Annotated in this window: 16 protein-coding genes and 1 riboswitch; of the genes, 9 read left to right on the forward strand and 7 right to left on the reverse strand. The window is 70.6% G+C overall.

What is annotated here, in order from left to right; genetic code table 11:
• Window positions 1–165: 165 nt before the first annotated feature.
• From AB0A97_RS09405 to AB0A97_RS09420, 4 genes are all read right to left on the reverse strand, one after another.
• A complete protein-coding gene (locus AB0A97_RS09405; RefSeq protein ID WP_361146787.1) occupies window positions 166–1,860 on the reverse strand; it encodes a glycoside hydrolase family 3 protein in 1,695 nt (564 codons plus the stop codon).
• An 8-nt stretch (window positions 1,861–1,868) separates the two neighbouring features.
• Entirely contained in the window at window positions 1,869–2,699 is an 831-nt protein-coding gene (locus tag AB0A97_RS09410; protein WP_030022138.1) for a carbohydrate ABC transporter permease, read from the reverse strand.
• A complete protein-coding gene (locus tag AB0A97_RS09415) occupies window positions 2,696–3,679 on the reverse strand; it encodes a sugar ABC transporter permease (RefSeq protein ID WP_361146790.1) in 984 nt (327 codons plus the stop codon). Before AB0A97_RS09415 ends, AB0A97_RS09410 begins: the two co-directional genes overlap by 4 nt.
• A 190-nt stretch (window positions 3,680–3,869) precedes the next feature.
• The gene (locus tag AB0A97_RS09420; protein WP_361147372.1) at window positions 3,870–5,102 is read right to left on the reverse strand and encodes an extracellular solute-binding protein; all 1,233 of its coding nucleotides are present in this window, start codon (window positions 5,100–5,102) and stop codon (window positions 3,870–3,872) included.
• Window positions 5,103–5,447: 345 nt separating this feature from the next.
• Between AB0A97_RS09420 and AB0A97_RS09425 the strand changes: the two genes are divergently transcribed.
• The 6 genes from AB0A97_RS09425 to AB0A97_RS09450 all read left to right on the forward strand — a co-directional run bounded on the left by AB0A97_RS09425 (window position 5,448) and on the right by AB0A97_RS09450 (window position 11,344).
• Window positions 5,448–6,206: a GntR family transcriptional regulator gene (locus AB0A97_RS09425; RefSeq protein WP_030022135.1), complete on the forward strand. Its 759-nt coding sequence runs from the start codon at window positions 5,448–5,450 to the stop codon at window positions 6,204–6,206.
• A gap of 144 nt (window positions 6,207–6,350) precedes the next feature.
• Window positions 6,351–8,507 (forward strand): carbon starvation CstA family protein, encoded by a 2,157-nt coding sequence (locus AB0A97_RS09430; protein ID WP_361146792.1) that lies wholly within the window; start codon window positions 6,351–6,353, stop codon window positions 8,505–8,507.
• A gap of 14 nt (window positions 8,508–8,521) precedes the next feature.
• On the forward strand, window positions 8,522–8,719 hold the full coding sequence (locus AB0A97_RS09435) for a YbdD/YjiX family protein (protein ID WP_361147376.1): 198 nt from the start codon (window positions 8,522–8,524) through the stop codon (window positions 8,717–8,719).
• Between the two features lie 150 nt (window positions 8,720–8,869).
• Entirely contained in the window at window positions 8,870–9,145 is a 276-nt protein-coding gene (locus AB0A97_RS09440) for a DUF3311 domain-containing protein (RefSeq protein WP_361146795.1), read from the forward strand.
• Entirely contained in the window at window positions 9,142–10,776 is a 1,635-nt protein-coding gene (gene mctP, locus AB0A97_RS09445) for a monocarboxylate uptake permease MctP (RefSeq protein WP_361146798.1), read from the forward strand. Before AB0A97_RS09440 ends, mctP begins: the two co-directional genes overlap by 4 nt.
• A 58-nt stretch (window positions 10,777–10,834) precedes the next feature.
• The gene (locus AB0A97_RS09450) at window positions 10,835–11,344 is read left to right on the forward strand and encodes a GNAT family N-acetyltransferase (protein ID WP_361146800.1); all 510 of its coding nucleotides are present in this window, start codon (window positions 10,835–10,837) and stop codon (window positions 11,342–11,344) included.
• A 43-nt stretch (window positions 11,345–11,387) separates the two neighbouring features.
• Here the strand turns inward: AB0A97_RS09450 and AB0A97_RS09455 are convergent, their stop codons facing one another.
• Both AB0A97_RS09455 and AB0A97_RS09460 read right to left on the reverse strand, forming a co-directional pair.
• The gene (locus AB0A97_RS09455) at window positions 11,388–12,749 is read right to left on the reverse strand and encodes a hypothetical protein (protein ID WP_361146803.1); all 1,362 of its coding nucleotides are present in this window, start codon (window positions 12,747–12,749) and stop codon (window positions 11,388–11,390) included.
• A gap of 123 nt (window positions 12,750–12,872) precedes the next feature.
• Window positions 12,873–14,222, reverse strand: coding sequence for a hypothetical protein (locus AB0A97_RS09460; protein WP_361146805.1), 1,350 nt, complete (start codon window positions 14,220–14,222; stop codon window positions 12,873–12,875).
• 341 nt (window positions 14,223–14,563) lie between these two features.
• A riboswitch (cobalamin riboswitch) is annotated at window positions 14,564–14,705 on the forward strand.
• Window positions 14,706–14,861: 156 nt separating this feature from the next.
• On the opposite strand from AB0A97_RS09460, the gene AB0A97_RS09465 reads away from it, so the two are divergent.
• From AB0A97_RS09465 to AB0A97_RS09475, 3 genes are all read left to right on the forward strand, one after another.
• The gene (locus AB0A97_RS09465) at window positions 14,862–17,300 is read left to right on the forward strand and encodes a ribonucleoside-diphosphate reductase subunit alpha (RefSeq protein ID WP_361146808.1); all 2,439 of its coding nucleotides are present in this window, start codon (window positions 14,862–14,864) and stop codon (window positions 17,298–17,300) included.
• A 2-nt stretch (window positions 17,301–17,302) separates the two neighbouring features.
• Window positions 17,303–18,370 carry a ribonucleotide-diphosphate reductase subunit beta gene (locus AB0A97_RS09470; RefSeq protein ID WP_361146811.1) on the forward strand — a complete coding sequence of 356 codons (1,068 nt, stop codon included), beginning with the start codon at window positions 17,303–17,305 and terminating at the stop codon, window positions 18,368–18,370.
• A gap of 167 nt (window positions 18,371–18,537) precedes the next feature.
• Window positions 18,538–20,430, forward strand: coding sequence for a transglycosylase domain-containing protein (locus AB0A97_RS09475; protein ID WP_361146814.1), 1,893 nt, complete (start codon window positions 18,538–18,540; stop codon window positions 20,428–20,430).
• Between the two features lie 23 nt (window positions 20,431–20,453).
• Here the strand turns inward: AB0A97_RS09475 and def are convergent, their stop codons facing one another.
• Window positions 20,454–21,095: a peptide deformylase gene (def, locus tag AB0A97_RS09480; protein ID WP_361146816.1), complete on the reverse strand. Its 642-nt coding sequence runs from the start codon at window positions 21,093–21,095 to the stop codon at window positions 20,454–20,456.
• Window positions 21,096–21,258 lie beyond the last annotated feature (163 nt).

Genomic DNA, 21,258 nt, shown 5'->3' on the forward strand with positions numbered 1-21,258 from the left:
TGTGCGCGGGCTCAGGGCCTGTAAGCGGACCGAGGGCTGAGGCCCACGGGCCGCACGCGACTCGGCCGGGGTTCCCCTCACTGGGGCGCCCCGGCCGAGTCGCGTCGTACGCCGGTACGACGTTCCCGCCGGGCCGCGGCTCCCCTTCCGCGGCCCGGCGGGGGTTCAGCCACCCGCGATGACCTCCGCGGCGGCGCGGCCGCAGACGCGGGCCGCGCCATGGGTGGCGATGTGCAGGGCGCCGCGCGGTGGCGCCTGTGGCAGGCCCATCTCGACGACCACCGTGTCCGGGCGGGCGTCGAGCAGGGCGTCCAGGGCCGCCGCCATCCAGGCGTGCCGGTGGACGTCACGGACGACGGCGACGATCCGCCGCTCCCCCGCCGCCCGCAGCACCTCCGCGATCTGCGCGGACACCCCGGACGCGCCATCACTTCCGGACGCGCCAGTACTCCCGGCCCCACCGATATCCCTGGTCTCGCTGACACCTCTGGTCCCGTCGGCACCTCCGGTCCCGCTGTCGCTCCCGGACGTGCCGCCAGCCCCGGCCCCACCAGTGCCTCCGGACCCGGCGGCACGCCCGCCCCCGCTCCCATACGTACCGGTCTCCGTACCCGGAACCAGGCGGGTCAGTTCGGCGGCGACGCCCCAGGGGGTCTCGTCGCCGACGGCGATGTTGGCGACGGGTGTGAAGGCGGCGACGTAGGCGGGCGCGGTGAGCGGTTCGTACGGGCCGTTGCGGGTGACGCGCAGCGCCCGGCGGGCCGCGACGAGGCCGGCCTCGGGTGCGGGCGCGACCCCTCGCTCCCCAGGGAGGGCCCCCTGTGTCGCGCCCGCACTCCGGGTCCACCGCGCCAGGGCGCGGACCCGTGCTGCCGCGTCGGCGAGCCGCTTCTCCGACAGCTCTCCGTCGCGTACCGCCCGCACCAAGGCGTCGCGCAGCCGCAGCACGGTGGCTTCGTCGGCCAGTCCCCCGCCGACACAGATGGCGTCCGCTCCGGCGCCGATGGCCAGGACGCTGCCCCGTTCGATGCCGTAAGTGGCGGAGATGGCCTGCATCTCCATGCCGTCGGTGACGATCAGGCCGTCGAAGCCGAGGCCGCCCTCGGAGGCGGGAGCGCGCAGCAGGCCGGTGAGCACGTTGCGGCTCAGGGTGGCGGGCAGCGTGCCGTCCAGGGCCGGGAGCAGGATGTGCGCGCTCATGACGGCCTTGGTGCCGGCGGCGATGGCGGCCCGGAAGGGCACCAGTTCGCGTTCCTGGAGGGTGCGCAGTTCGGCGGCGATGTGCGGCACGTCGTGGTGGGAGTCGACGGCGGTGTCGCCGTGGCCGGGGAAGTGCTTGGCACAGGCGGCGACGCCGGCGGACTGGAGTCCTTCGACGTACGCGGCGGTGTGCCGGGCCACCAGGAGGGGGTCGGCGCCGAAGGAGCGGACGCCGATGACCGGGTTGGACGGGTTGGAGTTGACGTCGGCGGACGGCGCCCAGTTCAGGTTGACACCGCACTCGGCGAGGCGGCGGCCGAGTTCGCGGGCCACGTCGTGGGTGAGCCGGGTGTCGTCGACCGCGCCCAGGGCGAGGTTGCCGGGAAACGAGGAGCCGCCGCGTACTTCGAGGCGGGTGACGTCGCCGCCCTCCTCGTCGATGGCGACGAGGACGTCGTCGCGCTCGGCCCGTAGCTGGGCGGTGAGCGCGGCGAGCTGTTCGGGCGAGGCGACATTGCGTCCGAACAGGCCCACGGAGGCGAGGCCCTCGCCGAGCCGGCGCAGCAGCCAGTCGGGCGCCGAAGTGCCGGTGAAGCCGGGCTGGAGGACGGTGAGCGCGTCGCGGGTGAGGGTGTCGGCCGGGTGTACGAGTGTCGTCATGGCGCGCGTCATCCCTTCACTGCGCCGGCGGTCAGTCCGCTGACCGCCTTGCGCTGCAGGAACAGGAACAGGACCAGGATCGGTACGGCGAAGATGGAGGCGGCGGCCATCGTGGCGCCCCAGTCGTCGCCGAACTGGCTCTGGAACTGCGAGAGCCACAGCGGCAGCGTGCCCTTGTCCGGCTCCTTGTTGAGAACCAGCACCAGCGGGAATTCGTTCCAGGCGGTGATGAAGCCGAACAGCGAGGTGGCCATCAGGCCGGGTGCCAGCAGCGGGAAGATGATCTTCACGAACGCCTGCCGGCGGGTGCAGCCGTCGACCATCGCGGACTCCTCCAGCTCCTTGGGCACGGCGGCGACGTAGCCGCGCAGCGTCAGGAGGGTGAAGGGCAGCACCATGAGCATGTAGAAGAAGGTCAGCGGCACCAGGCTGTTCAGCATGTCGGCGTCGCGCACGATCATGTAGACCGAGATGACCAGGACCTCCCAGGGCGCCATCTGGGCGACCATGAAGGTCAGGATGATGCCCTTGCGGCCCTTGAAGCGCATCCGGGCGATGGCGAAGGAGCCGCACAGGGCGATCAGCAGCGAGAGTCCGACCGCCAGCACGGTGACGGTGACGGAGTTGCCCACCAGGGTCCAGAAGTTCGGCGCGTTCACGGCGGTCGTGAAGTGCTCGAAGGTGCCGTGGAACGGGAACCACACCGGGTCCTCGGTGATGATGTCACTGTTCGGCTTGAAGGCCGTGGTGAACATCCAGTACACGGGGAAGACGAATCCGAGGGCGAGCACGATCGCCGTCGCGTTGGGCCAGATGCGGCCGAGCAGTGAGCGGTTCACAGCTCGTCCTCCTCTTGCTTCAGGGTCAGTCGCAGGTAGTACGCGGTCATGGCGAGCAGGACGACGATGGTCAGCAGCGAGATGGCCGCGCCCATGCCGAAGTGGAGGTTGCCGACGCCTTCGGTGAAGGCGTAGATCGGCAGGGTCTCGGTGAGCCGGTCGGGGCCGCCCTCGTTGATCGCGAAGATCTGCGGGAACGCCTTGAAGACCCAGATGACCTCAAGGAACGTCGTCGCCAGGAAGAACGGCTTGAGGAAGGGGAAGGTGACGCTGGTGAAGACCTTCCAGGTGCCGGCGCCGTCCATCCGGGCGGCCTCGTACAGCTCCTTGGGGATGGTCGTGGTCGCGGCGTAGAGGTTCAGGGCCACGAACGGCAGCGACTGCCAGACGATCAGTACGGTGATGACGAAGAAGGTGGACAACTGGCTGCCGACCCAGTCGAAGCGGGCCATGGAGTGCCAGCCCAGCGCGTCCAGCACCCAGTTGACGACGCCGTAGCGGGCGTCGAACAGCCACTGGAAGACGGTGGTGGCGGCGATGGCGGGCATCGCCCAGGTCAGCACGAGCGCGACGGACAGCGTCAGGCGCATCTTCTTGCCGAGCCGGGCCAGCAGGAGGCCGATCAGGACGCCCAGCACCATGATCAGGGTGACGTTGACGGCGGTGAAGACGATGGTGCGGAGGGTGACCCGCCAGAACTGCTCGCCGCCCAGGACCTCCGCGTAGTTGTCGAAGCCGCGCCACTCGGTGAGGTGCTGGATCAGCTGCTTCATGTTCAGGTTCTGGAACGAGATGATCAGGTTCCGCACCATGGGCCAGCCCAGGAAGACCGCGGTGGCGGCCAGGGCCGGGATCAGCAGCAGGTAGGGGGCGCTTCTGGCGGCCCGGCCCGGCTTCCGGCCGCGCCGGGGCGGCGGGGCGCCGCCCTTGCCGATCCGCGGCGCGGAGTCTCGAACCGCGTCCTCGATCTGCACTGACATGTCCCGCTCCCCATCACCTGGTCGTGCTCACGCTGGTCGGTTCCGTACGGGGACCGGGACGGCCGGCTCCCGTACGGAACCCGTACGGTGTGGCGGCCCCCGCGGCTGGCGCCGCCGCGGGGACCGCGTTACTGGTGCCGAGGCGCGCCGCGCGGGTCCGTACGGACCGGACCTCGGGGCACGCCGTCGGTCACTGCTTCTGGGCCAGCCGCTTGTTGATCTCGCCTTCGACGTCCTTGGCGGCGTCCGCGGGGGCCTTGCCGTTGAGCACCGCGGTCATGTAGGCCTTGATCGGGTTCGGGGTGTTCTCGACCTGGGCCCACTCGGGGATCAGCGGGGTGGTGCCGCTGGACTTGGCGGCGCCGGGCGCGGCGGCCTCGGCGGCCGGGTTGCCCTTGGCGGCGGAGGCGAGGTCGGGGGACTTCGGGCTCCAGCCGACCTCCTTGACCATCTGTCCGTCGTTCTTCTTGGACAGTGCGACCTTCAGGAACTCCTTGGCCAGTTCCTGGTTCTGGCCGCCGCCCGCGACGGCGAAGTTGGAGCCGCCGAGGAAGACGCCCTCGGGCTTGTCGGCGGTCTCGCCCGGGATGGGGAAGAAGCCGATGTCGTCCTTGACGGCCGGGTTGGCCTTGACGGCGGTGGGGCCCTCGTAGCCCATGGCGATGATGGCGCCGGTCTTGCCCTTGGAGAAGATCTCGGCCTGCTGCGGGGTGGCCTCGTCCTTGTTCTTCGGGGCGGTGCTGAACGCCTGGTACTGCTTGTAGATGTCCATGGCCTTGGAGACCTTGGGGTCACCGAGGTTGGAGATCCACTTGCCGCCTTCCTTCTTGACCAGGTCGGCGCCGGTCCCGATGGTGAGGCCGTCGAAGAAGTACCAGTTCTGGCCGGGGAGGTAGAGCGGCTCGGCGTCGGTCTTCTGCTTGATGGTGTCGAACGCCTTGAAGAGTTCGGCGCGGGTCTTGGGCAGTTCCTTGATGCCCGCCTGCGCCCAGATCTTCTTGTTGTACATCACCACGCGGTTGCCCGCGTACCAGGGGAGGGCGTACTGCTTGCCGTCGGCCATGGCGGCCTTGTTGAAGGAGTCGGTCCAGTCGGCACCGATCTCCTTCTTCAGGTCGCCCAGGTCCGCGAGGGCGCCGGCCTTGGCGTACGCGGCGGTCTGGGTGTTGCCGATCTCGACGACGTCGGGCGGGCTGCTCTCGGAGAGGGCGGTGGTCAGCTTCTGCTGGATGCCGTTCCACTGCTGGACGCGGAACTCGACCGTGGCGCCGGTCTTCTTCTTGAAGTCCTCGGAGACCTGCTTGGTCCACTGCGTCGGGTTGGAGCCGTCCATGACCCAGACGATGAGCTTCTTGCCCTTGAAGTCCGAGGCGCCCGCCGTCTTGCTGTCGCTGGACCCACAGGCAGCGACACTCACCAACATTCCCGCGACTGCCGTCGCCGCTATGAGTCCACGCTTCATTGCGCTCTCCCCTGAAAACCGTGAGTGGTCTTTAATGGTTTAGACCAGTGCCCGCAGCTTGGCCTAGACCTTTTGGGGTGTCAAGGGTGTATAAGAGTCGCTGTCAGGTCCGTTACCGGACCGACATCTGGGGCCTGTCGCCGCTACGGCGGCGTCCGTCCGCAGGGCAGACGCTACGTTGGCGTCAGGCCCCGCGAGCGGGCACGGACCAGCAAGGGAGCACCGGGACCCCACCCGTGCCACGATGAGCCGCTACGTACGGAGGAGCCGGTGACGGCAGCGCGACAGGAGTCGGAGAGGCGGGTCATGGAGACCGACGGGGGCAGTGCGGACAACGGCGGCGGCGCACGCACCGCCCGTGTGCCCAAGTACTACCGCCTCAAGCGCCACTTGCTGGAGATCACCGAGACGCTGCCCCCGGGCACGCCGGTCCCGCCGGAGCGGACCCTGGCGGCGGAGTTCGACACCTCCCGCACCACGGTACGCCAGGCCCTCCAGGAACTGGTCGTCGAAGGCCGGCTGGAACGTATCCAGGGCAAGGGCACGTTCGTGGCCAAACCCAAGGTGTCGCAGGCCCTGCAACTGACCTCGTACACCGAGGACATGCGGGCCCAGGGCCTGGAGCCGGCCTCGCAGTTGCTCGACATCGGCTATGTCACGGCCGACGACCGCCTGGCCGGGCTGCTGGACATAACGGCCGGCGGCCGGGTGCTGCGCATCGAACGGCTGCGGCTGGCCAGCGGCGAGCCGATGGCCATCGAGACCACCCACCTCTCGGCGAAGCGCTTCCCCGCGCTGCGCCGTAACCTGGTCAAGTACACCTCGCTCTACACGGCGCTGTCCGAGGTCTACGACGTCCGGCCGGCCGAGGCCGAGGAGACCATCGAGACCTCGCTGGCCACACCGCGCGAGGCCGGACTGCTCGGTACGGACGTGGGCCTGCCGATGCTGATGCTCTCCCGGCACTCCCTCGACGCCGAGGGCGCGCCGGTGGAGTGGGTGCGCTCGGTCTACCGCGGCGACCGCTACAAGTTCGTGGCCCGGCTGCGGCGGCCGGCCGACTGACCGCCCGGCTGCGGGGCGGACCGTACGGGCGTCCCGCCCGGGGCGGACCGCGTCGGCGCCCCGCCACGCCCGCGGGGGTATGGCGCGATCCGCCCCGTTGCCTCTACGGTCCTTCCGTCGTCGCGTCGACGGGAGGACGTACAGGTGCGCCCAGCAGGCAGACCTCGAAGTGCCGCCAACCCCCGGAAGATCGCACTGTGGACGGCCGTGGCGCTGGTCGGTGCCGCCGGCTGGACGCTGCTCGCGCTGTCCCGCGGCGAGGAGGTCTCGGCCGCCTGGATGGTGGCCGCCGCCCTCGGCTCGTACGCCATCGGCTACCGCTTCTACGCGCGGTTCATCGCGACCCGCGTACTGAAGTTCGACCGGACCCGCGCCACGCCCGCCGAGCGGCTGAACGACGGCGTGGACTTCCACCCCACCGACCGGCGGGTGCTGCTCGGGCACCATTTCGCGGCCATCGCGGGCGCCGGGCCGCTGGTCGGGCCGGTGCTCGCCGCCCAGATGGGGTATCTGCCCGGCACCATCTGGATCATCGTCGGCGTGGTCTTCGCGGGCGCCGTGCAGGACATGGTGGTGCTGTTCTTCTCCACCCGGCGCGACGGCCGGTCACTGGGGCAGATGGCGCGCGAGGAGATCGGCGTGGTCGGCGGGGCCGCCGCGCTGCTCGCCGCCTTCGCCATCATGATCATCCTGCTGGGCGTGCTGGCACTGATCATCGTCAACGCGCTGGCGGAGTCCCCCTGGGGCACCTTCTCCATCGGCATGACGATCCCCATCGCCCTGCTGATGGGTTTCTACCTGCGGGTCCTGCGCCCCGGCCGGGTCACCGAGGTCTCCCTGATCGGCGTCGCGCTGCTGCTGCTCGCCCTGGTCGCGGGCCGCTGGGTCGCTGACTCCTCCTGGGCCGACACCTTCACGCTGGAGCCGGGGACGCTGGTCGTCTGGCTCGTGGTGTACGGGTTCATCGCCTCCGTCCTGCCCGTGTGGACGCTGCTCGCGCCGCGCGACTACCTCTCCACCTTCATGAAGATCGGCACGATCGGGCTGCTGGCGGTCGGGGTGCTGGTCACGGTGCCCCGTCTGAAGATGGACGCGGTCACGGACTTCGCCGGGCGCGGGGACGGCCCGGTCTTCGCCGGGTCGCTCTTCCCGTTCGTCTTCATCACCATCGCCTGCGGCGCGCTCTCCGGCTTCCACGCGCTGATCTCCTCCGGCACCACGCCCAAGATGGTGCAGAAGGAGACCCAGATCCGCATGATCGGTTACGGCTCGATGCTCATGGAGTCGTTCGTCGCGGTGATGGCCCTGGTGGCGGCGTCGATCATCGACCCGGGACTGTACTTCGCGATGAACGCGCCGGCCGGGGTGATCGGCGACACCGTGCAGTCGGCCTCCCAGGCCGTCGCCCAGTTCGGATACAGCATCTCCCCCGACCAGTTGGCGGCCGCGGCCAAGGCCGTGGAGGAGCACACCCTGCTGTCCCGTACGGGCGGCGCGCCCACCCTCGCCGTCGGGGTCGCGGACATCTTCTCGCAGGTCTTCGGCGGCGCCGGGATGAAGGCGTTCTGGTACCACTTCGCCATCATGTTCGAGGCGCTGTTCATCCTCACGGCGCTGGACGCGGGAACCCGGGTCGGCCGGTTCATGCTCCAGGACATGCTGGGGAACATCTACAAGCCGTTCCGCAGGGTGAGTTGGAAGCCGGGCCTGGTGTTGTGCAGCGCGGCCGTGGTGGCGCTGTGGGGTTACTTCCTGTGGGTCGGCGTGCACGAGCCGCTCGGCGGCATCAACCAGCTCTTCCCGGTCTTCGGCATCGCCAACCAGCTTCTGGCGGCGGTCGCGTTGACCGTCTGCACGACCCTGCTGGTGAAGTCCGGCCGCCTCAAGTGGGCCTGGATCACAGGCGTGCCGCTCGCCTGGGACGCCACCGTGACACTCACCGCGAGCTGGCAGAAGGTCTTCTCCGGTGACCCCAAGGTCGGTTTCTTCACCCAGCGTTCGGCCTATCAGGACGCCATCGACGCCGGGAAGGTGCTGCCGCCCGCCAAGAGCATGGACGACATGCACACGGTGGTCACCAACTCGACGGTGGACGGCGTGCTGTCGGCGGTGCTCGCCCTGCTGATCGTGGCGGTGATCGCGGATGCCGCCCGGGTCTGCGTGCGCCACCTGCGCCGTCCCGAGGCGTCCCGGCTCAGCGAGGCCCCGTACGTGAGGTCGGCGATCGTCGCGCCCGCCGGGCTGGTGGCCTCCAAGGAGGAGAAGGCGGAGCTGGCTGCCGCGGAACGGAGCGGGCCGTGAGCGCGGCACCGGCCGTGGCGGCGGCCCGGCGCGGGCTGCGCTGGATCCGCTGGTACGTACGGGAATTGACCGGCGAGAGCGCGTACGAGCGGTACGTCGCGCATGTCCGGCACCACACACCCGACGCGCCGGTGCCCGGCCGCCGTGAGTTCGAGCGGCGACGGGCCGACGCGCGCGAGGACGACCCCCGCTCCGGCTTCCGCTGCTGCTGAGGCGGCGGGGCCCGCCGCGGCGGAGGCGGCGTACGTCGTTGCCGTACCGATATGCGGACAGGTAGTGACGCGTACAACTTCCCTGGCTTAGATTTCCTGCCCATTGCACGCGTGATCACCAAGGGACCGCCAGGGAACGGAGCCACGGCCATGCCAGAGCCGTCCGAATCAGCCGGAACACCAGCGGACAGAGCCGCCCCGGTCGTCACGCCCAGCCGCGTGATCGCCGGGCTGTGCCTGGTCGCGCCCTTCGTGGCGATGCTGTGGGTGGGCTCGTACGCCAAGGTGGAGCCGACGCTCATCGGCATCCCGTTCTTCTACTGGTACCAGATGCTGTGGGTGCTGATCTCGACCGCGCTCACGATGATCGCCTACAAGCTGGTCCAGCGTGAACAGCGGCTGCGCAAGGGGGGTGCGACGCGGTGAAGGACGGCGTGAACGGCGTCGCGCTCGCCGTCTTCATCTTCTTCTTCGTGGCCGTCACGGTCATGGGCTTCCTGGCGGCGCGCTGGCGCAGGGCCGCGCAGTCCGACAACCTCGACGAATGGGGCCTGGGCGGCCGCAGCTTCGGCACCTGGGTGACGTGGTTCCTGCTCGGCGGCGACCTGTACACCGCGTACACCTTCGTCGCCGTACCCGCGGCGATCTACGCGGCGGGCGCGGCCGGGTTCTTCGCGGTCCCGTACACGATCCTCGTCTACCCGCTGATCTTCACCTTCCTGCCCCGCCTGTGGTCGGTCTCGCACAAGCACGGGTACGTCACCACCTCCGACTTCGTCCGCGGCCGGTTCGGCTCGAAGGGGCTGTCGCTGGCCGTGGCGCTCACCGGCATCCTCGCCACGATGCCGTACATCGCGCTGCAACTCGTCGGCATCCAGGCGGTGCTGGACGTGATGGGCGTCGGCGGCGGCGCGAACACCCACTGGTTCGTCAAGGACCTTCCGCTGCTGATCGCTTTCGGTGTGCTCGCGGCGTACACCTACTCGTCCGGGCTGCGGGCGCCCGCGCTGATCGCGTTCGTCAAGGACGGGCTGATCTACCTGGTCATCGTCGTCGCGATCATCTACATCCCGATCAAGCTGGGCGGCTTCGACCACATCTTCGCGGTGGCCCAGGACGCCTTCGCACAGAAGAACCCGGCTACCGGCAAGCCGCGCGGGGAGCTGGCCAGCGGGCCGAACGCGCAGTGGGCGTACGCGACGCTGGCACTCGGCTCGGCGCTCGCGCTGTTCATGTACCCGCACTCGATCACCGCGACGCTGTCCTCCCGCAGCCGCAACGTGATCCGCCGCAACACCACCATCCTGCCGCTGTACTCCCTGATGCTGGGGCTGCTCGCGCTGCTCGGCTTCATGGCGGTGGCGGCCGGGATCAAGGTGCAGAACGGGCAGCTGGCGATCCCGCAGCTTTTCGAGGACATGTTCCCCGACTGGTTCACGGGCGTGGCGTTCGCCGCGATCGGGATCGGCGCCCTCGTCCCCGCCGCGATCATGTCCATCGCCGCGGCGAACCTCTTCACCCGCAACATCTACAAGGACTTCCTCAGGCCCGGTGCCACGCCCGCACAGGAGCACAAGGTTGCCAAGCTGGTGTCGCTGCTGGTCAAGGTCGGCGCGCTGGTCTTCGTCCTGACGATGGACAAGACCGTCGCGATCAACTTCCAGCTACTGGGCGGCATCTGGATCCTCCAGACCATGCCCGCCCTGGTCGGCGGCCTGTTCACCCGCTGGTTCCACCGCTGGGCGCTGCTGGCCGGCTGGGCGGTCGGCATGGTCTACGGCACGCTCGCGGCGTACGGGGTGGCCAGCCCCACGCAGAAGCACTTCGGCGGCTCCAGCGCGGAGATCCCCGGCATCGGCGAGATCGGTTACATCGGACTGACCGCGTTCGTCCTGAACGTCCTGGTCACCGTGGTCCTCACGGTGGTATTGCGCGCCACCGAGGCCCCGGACGGCATCGACGAGACGTCGCCGGAGGACTACACGGCGGACGTGGGCGACAAGGGCGTCCAGGTCGAGCTGCCGCCGGCCACGGCGGGGGTTCCGGCGGGGCACTGAAGCGGGGCGCAGGTGTGCCGGGGGAGGCGTTGTCACACCCCCGGTGCACACTTGCCTCATGGACATCACGATCAGGGCCGCACGGCCGGCGGAGTTCGACGCGATCGGTGAACTCCTCGTGGCGGCCTATGCGGCGGACGGGCTGCTGGCGTTCGGGGCCGACGACCCGTATGCGGGCAAGCTGCGCGATGTCGCGCACCGGGCCGGACACGCCGAGGTGCTGACGGCGGTCGACGCCGACGGCGCGGTACTGGGGGCGGTGACCTTCGCCGCTCCCGGCAGCCCGTACGCCGAGATAGCCGGTCCCGACGAGGGCGAGTTCCGGATGCTGGCCGTCGCCCCCGCCGGCCGCGGGCGCGGCACCGGCGAAGCGCTGGTGCGCGCCTGTATGGACCGCGCCCGCTCCCTCGGCCTGTCCCGCATGGTGCTCTCCGCCATGCCGCAGATCAAGAACGCCCACCGTATGTACGAGCGCATCGGGTTCACCCGCATACCCGAGCGGGACTGGGAGCCGGTGCCGGGCATCGAGCTGTGGGCGTTCACCTGTGAACTGGGCGAGGCGTCCTAGAAGCGACGGCCGGGGCGGGGGCCGCCGGGGCCGGGCTGGGAGGTTACGGCCCCACCCGCCGCACGAACACGTCGGAGACCCCGTTCGTGTCACCCGGGACCAGGTTGGCCGCGTCGGAGTCGAAGGCGACGAGGCGGCCCCTGGCGTCGGTGGAGGCGTTGGAGGACCAGGCCAGGGCCTGGGTGCCGTCGGCGGCGACGCTGGCCCGTTCGACGGTGCCGGTGCGCATGTCGCGGACGAAGACGTCCTGCGCGTCGTTGGTGTCCCCCGGCACCAGGTCCGGGGAGGAGGACTGGAAGTACAGGCGGCGGTTGTCGGCGGACAGCACGCCCAGGCCGGAGGACCCGGACAGCGGCTGCTTGCCGTCGTGGGTGAGGCTCATCTGCTCCGTCGTGCCTTTGACGAGGTCGCGGACGAACAGGTCCGGGCGGCCCGTCGGATGGCCGGGCACCACCTCACCGTACTGGCTGGAGAAGACCGCGTGGCGGCCGTCGGGGCTGAGCGAGGCGTTCCAGGCGCCCACCGTCTCGCCGGCCGAGCTGAGGCTCGCCACGCTCGTGCGGCCGGTGTCCAGGTCGTGCAGGAAGAACGGGTAGCTGTGCGGTCGGCGCGGGTCGGCCTCCGGGCGAGCGGCCCGGGTGGACTTCGGGGGGAGATTGGCCGCCTTGGAGATGAAGCCGACCTTGCGGCCGTCGTAGCTGATCACCGGGTTGGCGGAGGGGCCGGTGGCCTGCTCGCCGCCGGTGACGGAGACGCTGACCCGCGTCACGCTGCCGGTCCTGCGGTCGCGTACGAAGATGTCCTGGGCGCCGTTGGTGTCGCCGGGCACCAGGTCCTCGCGGCTGGAGGCGAACGCCACGTACCGGCCGTTGGCGCTGATCACCGGCGCCTGGGCACCCTGCTTGCCCTGCGGGGGCCGCCCGTCGAGGGTGACGCTCTCGGTCCGTCCGGTCCTGCGGTCGTGGACGAAGATGTCGGTGTCGGCGTTGGTGTCGCCCGGCACGAGGTCGGCCGCGTCGGAGGCGAAGGCGACGTATCGCCCGTCGGCGCTGAGGGAGGGGGTGGACGACCAGGAGCCGGCCTGGGTGCCGTCGCTCGCCACGTTGACGCGCTGGACGGTGCCCGTCCGCAGGTCCTTCACGAACACGTCCGACTGCCCGTTGGTGTCACCGGGCACCAGGTCGCTCGCGTCGGAGTCGAAGGCGACGTACCGGCCGTCGGCACTGATCGCCGAGCCGGACGAGCCGCCGTTGGCCTGCGCCCCCTCGGCGGTGACGCTGGCCCGCTCCGTGTCGGACGGCGGCGCGGTACGGGCGCCGGCCGTGGTCGCGGGCAGCAGCGCGGCGAGCGCGCACACGCCCGTCACGGCGGCGAGTCTCCGGGCGGTGGTGCGGGTGGTCCTCATGTTCGGTTCCCCTCCTGGTCGGTGCGCCGGTGTCCGGGTGGTGCCGATGCGCCGCTGCGCCGTACGCCCGTTCCGGCCGGGCGCCCCGGCGTCGGTGCGTCGGTCGGTACATGCGTCAGTGCGTCAGTGCTCCAGCCGCCGGACGAACACGTCGCCCGTCCCGTTCGTGTCCCCGGGCACCAGCCCCTCGTCGCGCGAGTCGAAGGCCGCCAGCCGTCCGGTGGCGTCGGGTGCCGCGGTGTTCGTCCAGGACGCCGACTGGCCGCCGTCCGCACCGACGTTGATCCGCTCGACGTGCCCGGTGCGCAGGTCGCGGACGAAGCCGTCCACCTGGCCGTTGGTGTCGCCGGGCACCAGGTTGGTGGCCGCGGAGGTGAAGAAGATCCGCCGGTTGTCGGCGCTGAGCCGCCCGGCGGAGGACCAGCCATTGCCCTGGGCGCCGTCGTACGCGCGGGACAGCAGCCGGGTGGTGCCGCGCTCCAGGTCGCGGGCGAAGAGGTCGTACGTGCCGTTGGTGTCGTCCGGCACCACGTCCGCGGCCAGGGCGGAGAAGACCGCGTACCGGCCGTCGGGGCTGAGCCGGGGGGACGGCGACACGCCGACCACGGCGCCCGTGGTGCTCAGGCTCGCCGCACGGGTGCGCCCGGTGGCGATGTCGTGGACGTACAGGGGGTCCTGCGGCGGCGGGCGGCGGAAGCCGGGGCCGGCGGGGGTGAGGTTGGTCGCCTTCGAGGTGAACGCGATCCGGCGGCCGCCGGCGCTGATCGACGGGAAGGCGGACGGGGCGTTCGCCTGGGTGCCGTCGCTCGCCACGCTGACCCGTCGCGTCGTTCCCTTCTGCACATCGTGGACGAAGATGTCCAGGCGCTCGTTGGTGTCGCCGGGCACCAGGTCCGGGCGGTAGGAGCCGAAGGCGAGGCGGTGGCCGTCGCCGCTGAGGGCGAAGTTCTGCACCCCGTATCCGTACGGGGACCTCCCGGCGCCCGCGGTGGGACTCACGGTGCGCACGGTGCGGCGGTCGTGGACGAAGACGTCGCCCTCGCCGTTGGTGTCGCCGGGGACCAGGTTCGCCGCGCCGGAGTAGAAGGCCACATACCGTCCGTCGGCGCTGATCCCGGGCGATCCGGAGAGGGCGTCACCGGGCGTGCCGTCACCGGCGACGCTGACCAGGTCGACCTTTCCCGTCCGTAAATCCTTGACGTAGACGTCCTGCTGGCCGTTGGTGTCCGTGGGCCCCAGATCGGTGGCTTCCGAGGTGAATGCCACGAACCGCCCGTTCGCGCTGAGCTCCGGATCGCCCGAAAAACCGTTTCCCTGCGTCCCGTCCATGGCAACACCGACCCGCTCGGTGGCCGGAGCCGCCCGCCCCGCGGCGGCTGCCGGTGACGCCGTCAGCACCCCTGCCACGACGCACGCCCCCGCCATCAGCCCCACGACGCGCACGGCGCCGCGCGCCGCACCGGTTCCTCGCATGTTCCCCCTCGCACAAGGCCCCCACCCGCCCCGCCGACCGACGGAGCAGACAAGGAGCCAATACGCTCCAGGAGCCCCGGTCAACGCGTCAGGGGCATTCCGCGCCACCAATACGCCCCCTGCATCAGCCCCCGTCCAGGCCGCGGCGGACGGCCCGGCGAACGGCCGGGCGGATGGCCCGGCGAACGGCCCCGGCCCCCGGGAACAGCCCCGGAGCCACCGCGTGGCACCCTCTCGGAGGCCCCGGAAAACCCCGGGAAACCGCCCCGGAACGGCCGTCGAATACCACGGCTCCGGACATCCCCGCGCCAACGCGACACAAGATATGGGGGTGGGTGCACGAGGCAGCACAAGATGTATGCTCGTGCTCGCTGTCGTCGCAGGGGAATCCGGTGCGAATCCGGAACTGTCCCGCAACGGTGTACGAAGTGCGTCAATCCGCACCCGTGAGTCCGAAGACCTGCCCACAGTACGCCCGCGCCAGGACCGGCGCGGACGTCGATACGTCCGGGTCTCGCGGGTTGGACCGGTGGACGCTGCGCGGTGTGCCCGCGCGCCCCTTGCCGTACCGGGGGTGCCGCACGCCCGTACGCGCCCCGTGCCCTCCCCAGGCCCCCGCCGAGTGAGGGAGAGCAGCACGTGACCATCGCGCCAACGGAGCCCGCAGCAGCCGAGCAGGTCGTGCAGCCCGCGAAGGACACGCAGCCCCGGCAGGGCCACGGCGGCCAGGCCACGGACGGCCCCGGCGCCGCCCTGCTGCACACGCTGACCGACCTCACCGTCGACCTGCCCGCCACCGACCCGGGCAAGATCGCCGCCGCCGCGCTGCGCGGCCGCCACCCCGGTTCCGACGAGGCCGAGCTGCGCTCGCTGGCCATGGAGGCCGCGGCCGGCCTGATCGGCGACGAGCCGCAGTACTCCAAGCTGGCCGCCCGCCTGCTGACCCGCGCCATCGCGGAGGAGGCGGCCGCGGAGGGGGCGGTCGCCTTCTCCGCCTCCGTCGCCGTCGGCCACCGCGAGGGCCTGATCGCCGACAGCACGGCGGAGTTCGTACGGACCCACGCGGACCGCCTGGACGAGCTGGTGGAGCGCGCGCTGACGGACGGCGCCGACGACCGGTTCGGCTACTTCGGCCTGCGTACCCTGCACTCCCGCTACCTGCTGCGCCACCCGATCTCCCGCCAGGTGATCGAGACCCCGCAGCACTTCCTGCTGCGGGTGGCCTGCGGCCTGGCCGAGGACCACAGCGAGCGGGCACTCGCCGACGTCGCCGAGCTGTACCGGCTGACCAGCACGCTGTCGTACCTGCCCTCCTCGCCCACCCTGTTCAACTCCGGTACCCGGCACCCGCAGATGTCCTCCTGCTACCTGCTGGACTCCCCGCTGGACGAGCTGGACTCGATCTACGACCGCTACCACCAGGTGGCCCGGCTGTCGAAGCACGCCGGCGGCATCGGCCTGTCGTACTCCCGGGTCCGCGCCCGCGGCTCGCTGATCCGCGGCACCAACGGCCACTCCAACGGCATCGTGCCGTTCCTGCGCACCCTGGACGCCTCGGTCGCGGCCGTGAACCAGGGCGGCCGGCGCAAGGGCGCCGCCTGCGTCTACCTGGAGACCTGGCACGCGGACCTGGAGGAGTTCCTGGAGCTGCGCGACAACACGGGCGAGGAGGCCCGGCGCACCCACAACCTGAACATCGCGCACTGGATCCCCGACGAGTTCATGCGCCGCGTCGAGGCGGACGCCGACTGGTCGCTGTTCTCCCCCAGCGACGCGCCCGAGCTGGTGGATCTGTACGGCGACGAGTTCGACGCCGCGTACCGCAAGGCGGAGGCCGAGGGCCGCGCCGTCAAGCAGGTCCCGGCCCGGGTCCTGTACTCGCGGATGATGCGCACCCTCGCGCAGACCGGCAACGGCTGGATGACCTTCAAGGACGCCGCCAACCGCACCGCGAACCAGACCGCCGAGCCCGGCAAGGTCGTGCACTCCTCGAACCTGTGCACCGAGATCCTGGAGGTCACCGACGACGGCGAGACCGCCGTCTGCAACCTCGGCTCGGTCAACCTCGCCGCCCACCTGGGTGACAACGGCGAGATGGACTGGGAGCGGCTGGACGCCACGGTCCGCACCGCGGTGACCTTCCTCGACCGCGTGGTGGACATCAACTTCTACCCGACCGAGCAGGCCGGCACCTCCAACTCCCGCTGGCGCCCGGTGGGCCTGGGCCTGATGGGCCTCCAGGACGTCTTCTTCCGGCTGCGGCTGGGCTTCGACTCGCCCGAGGCGCGCGAGCTGTCCACCCGTATCTCCGAGCGGATCATGCTCGCGGCGTACGAGGCGTCCGCCGGCCTCGCCGAGCGGCACGGCCCGCACCCGGCCTGGTCCGCGACGCGTACGGCCCGGGGCGTCCTGCACCCGGACCACTACCCGAACGCCGAGCCGCGCTGGGCGGACCGGTGGGCGGCGCTGCGCGCCCGTATCGCGAAGACCGGTATGCGCAACTCGCTGCTGCTGGCCATCGCGCCGACCGCCACCATCGCCTCCATCGCGGGCGTGTACGAGTGCATCGAGCCGCAGGTCTCGAACCTGTTCAAGCGCGAGACGCTGTCGGGCGAGTTCCTCCAGGTCAACGCGTACCTGATCGAGGAGCTGAAGGCGCTGGGCCTGTGGGACGCCCGCACCCGTGACGCACTGCGCGAGGCCAACGGCTCGGTGCAGGAGCTGGACTGGATTCCCGCCGAGACCCGCGCGCTGTACCGCACGGCATGGGAGATCCCGCAGCGCGCGCTGATCGACATGGCGGCGGACCGTACGCCCTACCTCGACCAGAGCCAGTCGCTGAACCTGTTCATGGCGTCCCCGACCATCGGCAAGCTCAGCTCGATGTACGCGTACGCCTGGAAGCGCGGCATCAAGACCACCTACTACCTCCGCTCGCGGCCGGCGACCCGTATCGCCCAGTCCGCGCGCGGTACGGGCGGGGGCGCGCAGACCGCTCCCGTCCCCGCCCAGGCGGCCGACCCCGAGGCCGTCGCCTGCTCCCTGGAAAACCCCGAGTCCTGCGAGGCATGCCAGTAATCATGACGACCGCACCCGAAAAGAACGAGACGACGTCCGCTGCCGCCTCGCACACCGCCACCACCGGCAGCAAGAACCTGCTCGACCCGGGCTTCGAGCTGACCCTGCGCCCGATGCGCTACCCGGACTTCTACGACCGCTACCGGGACGCGATCAAGAACACCTGGACCGTGGAGGAGGTCGACCTCCACTCCGACGTGGCCGACCTCGCCAAGCTGTCGCCCGGCGAGCAGCACATGATCGGCCGGCTCGTCGCGTTCTTCGCGACCGGTGACTCGATCGTGGCGAACAACCTGGTCCTGACGCTCTACAAGCACATCAACTCCCCCGAGGCGCGGCTCTACCTGAGCCGGCAGCTCTTCGAGGAGGCCGTGCACGTCCAGTTCTATCTGACGCTGCTGGACACCTACCTGCCCGATCCGGAGGACCGCGCGGCCGCGTTCGCCGCCGTGGAGAACATCCCCTCCATCCGCGAGAAGGCCGAGTTCTGCTTCAAGTGGATGGACTCGGTCGAGTCCATCGACCGGCTGGAGTCGAAGGCCGACCGCCGCCGCTTCCTGCTGAACCTGATCTGCTTCGCGGCCTGCATCGAGGGCCTCTTCTTCTACGGCGCCTTCGCGTACGTGTACTGGTTCCGCTCGCGCGGTCTGCTGCACGGCCTGGCGACCGGCACCAACTGGGTCTTCCGCGACGAGACCATGCACATGGAGTTCGCGTTCTCGGTCGTGGACACAGTGCGCGAGGAGGAGCCCGACCTCTTCGACGACGAGCTGGAGGGCCAGGTCACCGACATGCTCAAGGAGGCCGTCGAGGCCGAGCTCCAGTTCGGCCGTGACCTGTGCGGCGAGGGGCTGCCGGGCATGAACACCGAGTCGATGCGCGAGTACCTCCAGTGCGTCGCCGACCAGCGTCTGCAGCGCCTCGGCTTCGCGCCGGTGTACGGCTCGGAGAACCCGTTCTCCTTCATGGAGCTGCAGAACGTCCAGGAGCTGACCAACTTCTTCGAGCGGCGCGCCTCGGCCTACCAGGTCGCAGTCGAGGGTTCGGTCTCCTTCGACGACGAGTTCTGATCCGGTTCTGACCCGGCGGGTCGAGCAACCGGGCGGTGCCGGTCCACGACGGCGGACCGGCACCGCCCGTATTCTTTATGTCCGACGAATCCGGATCGGATTTGATGAGTCGATGACAACGTGCGGGCGACGGCAACCCTGCCCCGGCCCGCCAGCTCTCCCCTTGCATGAAGGGCAGCGAGCAACCGAGGAAACGGTTCATCGACTATCCCCGCCAGGGCCGCGGCGGCCGGCGCCGCTGGCTGCCGTCCTGGAGACAGCAGCTCGGCGCCGCCGCCGTCGGCGCGGCCGGTCTCGCCGGGCTCTTCCTCATCGTCTACGCACAGGTCGACATCCCGGACGAGAACGCCGCCTCGCGCCAGGAAGCCACCGTCTACTACTGGGCGGACGGCAGCCAGATGGTCAGCGAGGGCGCCGTCAACCGGCAGAACGTCACCCTCGCCCAGGTGCCCGACCCTGTCGAACACGCCGTCATCGCCGCCGAGAACGCGAGTTTCTACTCCGATTCCGGCGTCTCGCTCTCCGGTATCGCCCGCGCCGCGGTGAACATGGCCAAGGGCCAGGATGCCCAGGGCGGTTCCACCATCACCCAGCAGTTCGTGAAGAACACGTACCTCTCGCAGGACCAGACCCTCAAGCGCAAGGTGAAGGAATTCTTCATCGCGCTGAAGCTGGACCACCGCAAGTCCAAGTCGGAGATCCTGCAGGGCTACCTCAACACCAGCTATTTCGGGCGGAATTCGTTCGGCATCCAGGCCGCCGCGAACGCCTACTACGGCATTCCCGCCAAGAGCCTCGACCCCAGCCAGGGCGCGGCGCTGGCCGCGCTGCTCAAGGGCGCCGAGCAGTACGATCCGGCGCTGAGCGACGCCAACCACGAGCGGGCGGTGGAGCGTTGGAAGTGGATTCTGGACCGCGAAGTGGAGACCGGTCTGATGAGCCGGGAGGAGCGCGCCCGCTACACGACGTTCCCGGAGCCGCGCGAACCGGTCACACCGACCAGTCAGAAAGGCCAGACCGGTTATCTCGTCGACGCCGCGAAGAAATACCTCAGGAGCCGTACGGACCTGACCGACCGCGATCTGGCCCGCGGCGGCTACCGCGTCCACACCACCTTCGAGAAGGACAAGGTGGCGCGGCTGGCGAAAGCCGTGGAGGACGAACGGCGCCGCGGCATCGACCCGAAGAAGCGTGCCGCCGACGCGTACGTGGAATGCGGTGCCGCCTCCGTACGGCCCCGGGACGGCGCGGTCGTCGCGCTCTACGGCGGCCCGGACGCGACGAAGCACTTCGCGAACAACGCCGACACCGCGGGCGTGCCGGCGGGCTCGGCCTTCAAGCCGTTCGTGCTGGCCACCGCCCTGCGCGAGGGCAGCGCCGAGGCCGCGGAGGCGGTTCCCGGCGCCGGCGGCCCGTCGTCGGCCGTCGCCCTGCCGTCCGCGCTGTACGAGGGTCTGGTGACCTCCGCCCACCCGCCGTTCGTCAGCGCGGGCAAGCGCCTCGGGCTGGAGAAGATCCGGGATCTGGCCCTCGAAGCGGGCCTGCACAAGACCAGCCTGGCCCGGCTGGAGCCCACGTTCCCGCTGGGCACCTCCACGCCCAGCGCCATCCGGCTGGCTGGCGCGTACGCGCTGTTCAGCAACGACGGCAACCGGGCCGAGCCGTACTCGGTGACCAAGGTCGTGCACGACGGCAAGCCGCTGCCGGGCCTGGAGCCGCCGGAGCCGCGCCGCGTGCTGGCCCCGGAGGCGGCGCGCGGCGTCACCTTCGCGCTGCGGTCCTTCGCCTGGAAGTCGCTGCCCCAGGAGACCGTCGCCAAGCTGCCGCAAGGCGTCGCCGCGGGCGGCACCGGCCCCGACGACCGCATGCGCTCGGCATGGTTCATCGGCAACGACGGCGGGTCCCGCGGCGGGCTGACCACCGCCGTCACCGTCTTCCGTGCCAAGCCGGGCGCGCCGCGGCTGCTGCCCATGGAGGGCGTGGGCGGCGACGCCCGGCTGTTCGGCAACGGGATACCGCCCCGGATCTGGGGCGCGTTCGCCACCGGCACGGCGAAGTGAGCGGGGCCGGGCCGGGCCGCGGCTCAGTCGTTGGCGACGACGGGGTAGCGCGGCTCGCGCTCGGCCATCTGCTTCAGCGCGTCCTTGCGGTCGCGCTTGGAGAGCCGGTCGATGTACAGGTAGCCGTACAGGTGGTCGGTCTCGTGCTGGAGGCAGCGCGCGAAGTAACCGGTGCCCTGGACCACGATCGGGTTGCCCTCGGTGTCCTGGCCGCGGACGACGGCGTAGTCCGGACGGGCCAGCTCCGCGTACGCGCCGGGCACCGACAGGCAGCCCTCGTTCGAGTCGTCCAGCACCCGCCGCTCGACCGGCAGGTCGTCCAGGACCGGGTTGCAGACCACGCCGACGTGCCGTACGCCCTCGTCGTCCAGGCAGTCGTAGACGAAGACCTTCAGGTCCACGCCGATCTGGTTGGCGGCCAGGCCCACGCCCTCGGCCGTGCGCTGGCTGGCGAACATGTCGTCGACGAGCTGGGCCAGCTTGTCGTCGAACTCGGTGACGTCCTTGCACTCCTTGTGCAGCACCGGGTTGCCGACAACGGTGATCGGGCGGGACGTGCCGCGCCCGCGGTGCGCCTCCTCCCGCTCCGCCGCGTCGGTGACGTCGTCGACGAAGCCCTCCGCCGCCCGCTCCTCGTTGTGGTCAAAAACAGGCTGTTGCGCCATCTCCGCCGTACGCCTTCCTAGAAACCTGGAAACCCGAAATATTCGCCCTCCAGCCTACGCGGGGCGTCCTGCGGGCTCTCGGAGACCGCGTCCGGTTCCGGCCGGGAGGCGCGCCGGGAGCGCGTGGAAAGCCGGGCGCCGGGCGCGCACGGGATGCCGGGCG

This window comes from Streptomyces sp. NPDC045470, from assembly GCF_040646595.1.
Classification (GTDB): Bacteria; Actinomycetota; Actinomycetes; order Streptomycetales; family Streptomycetaceae; genus Streptomyces.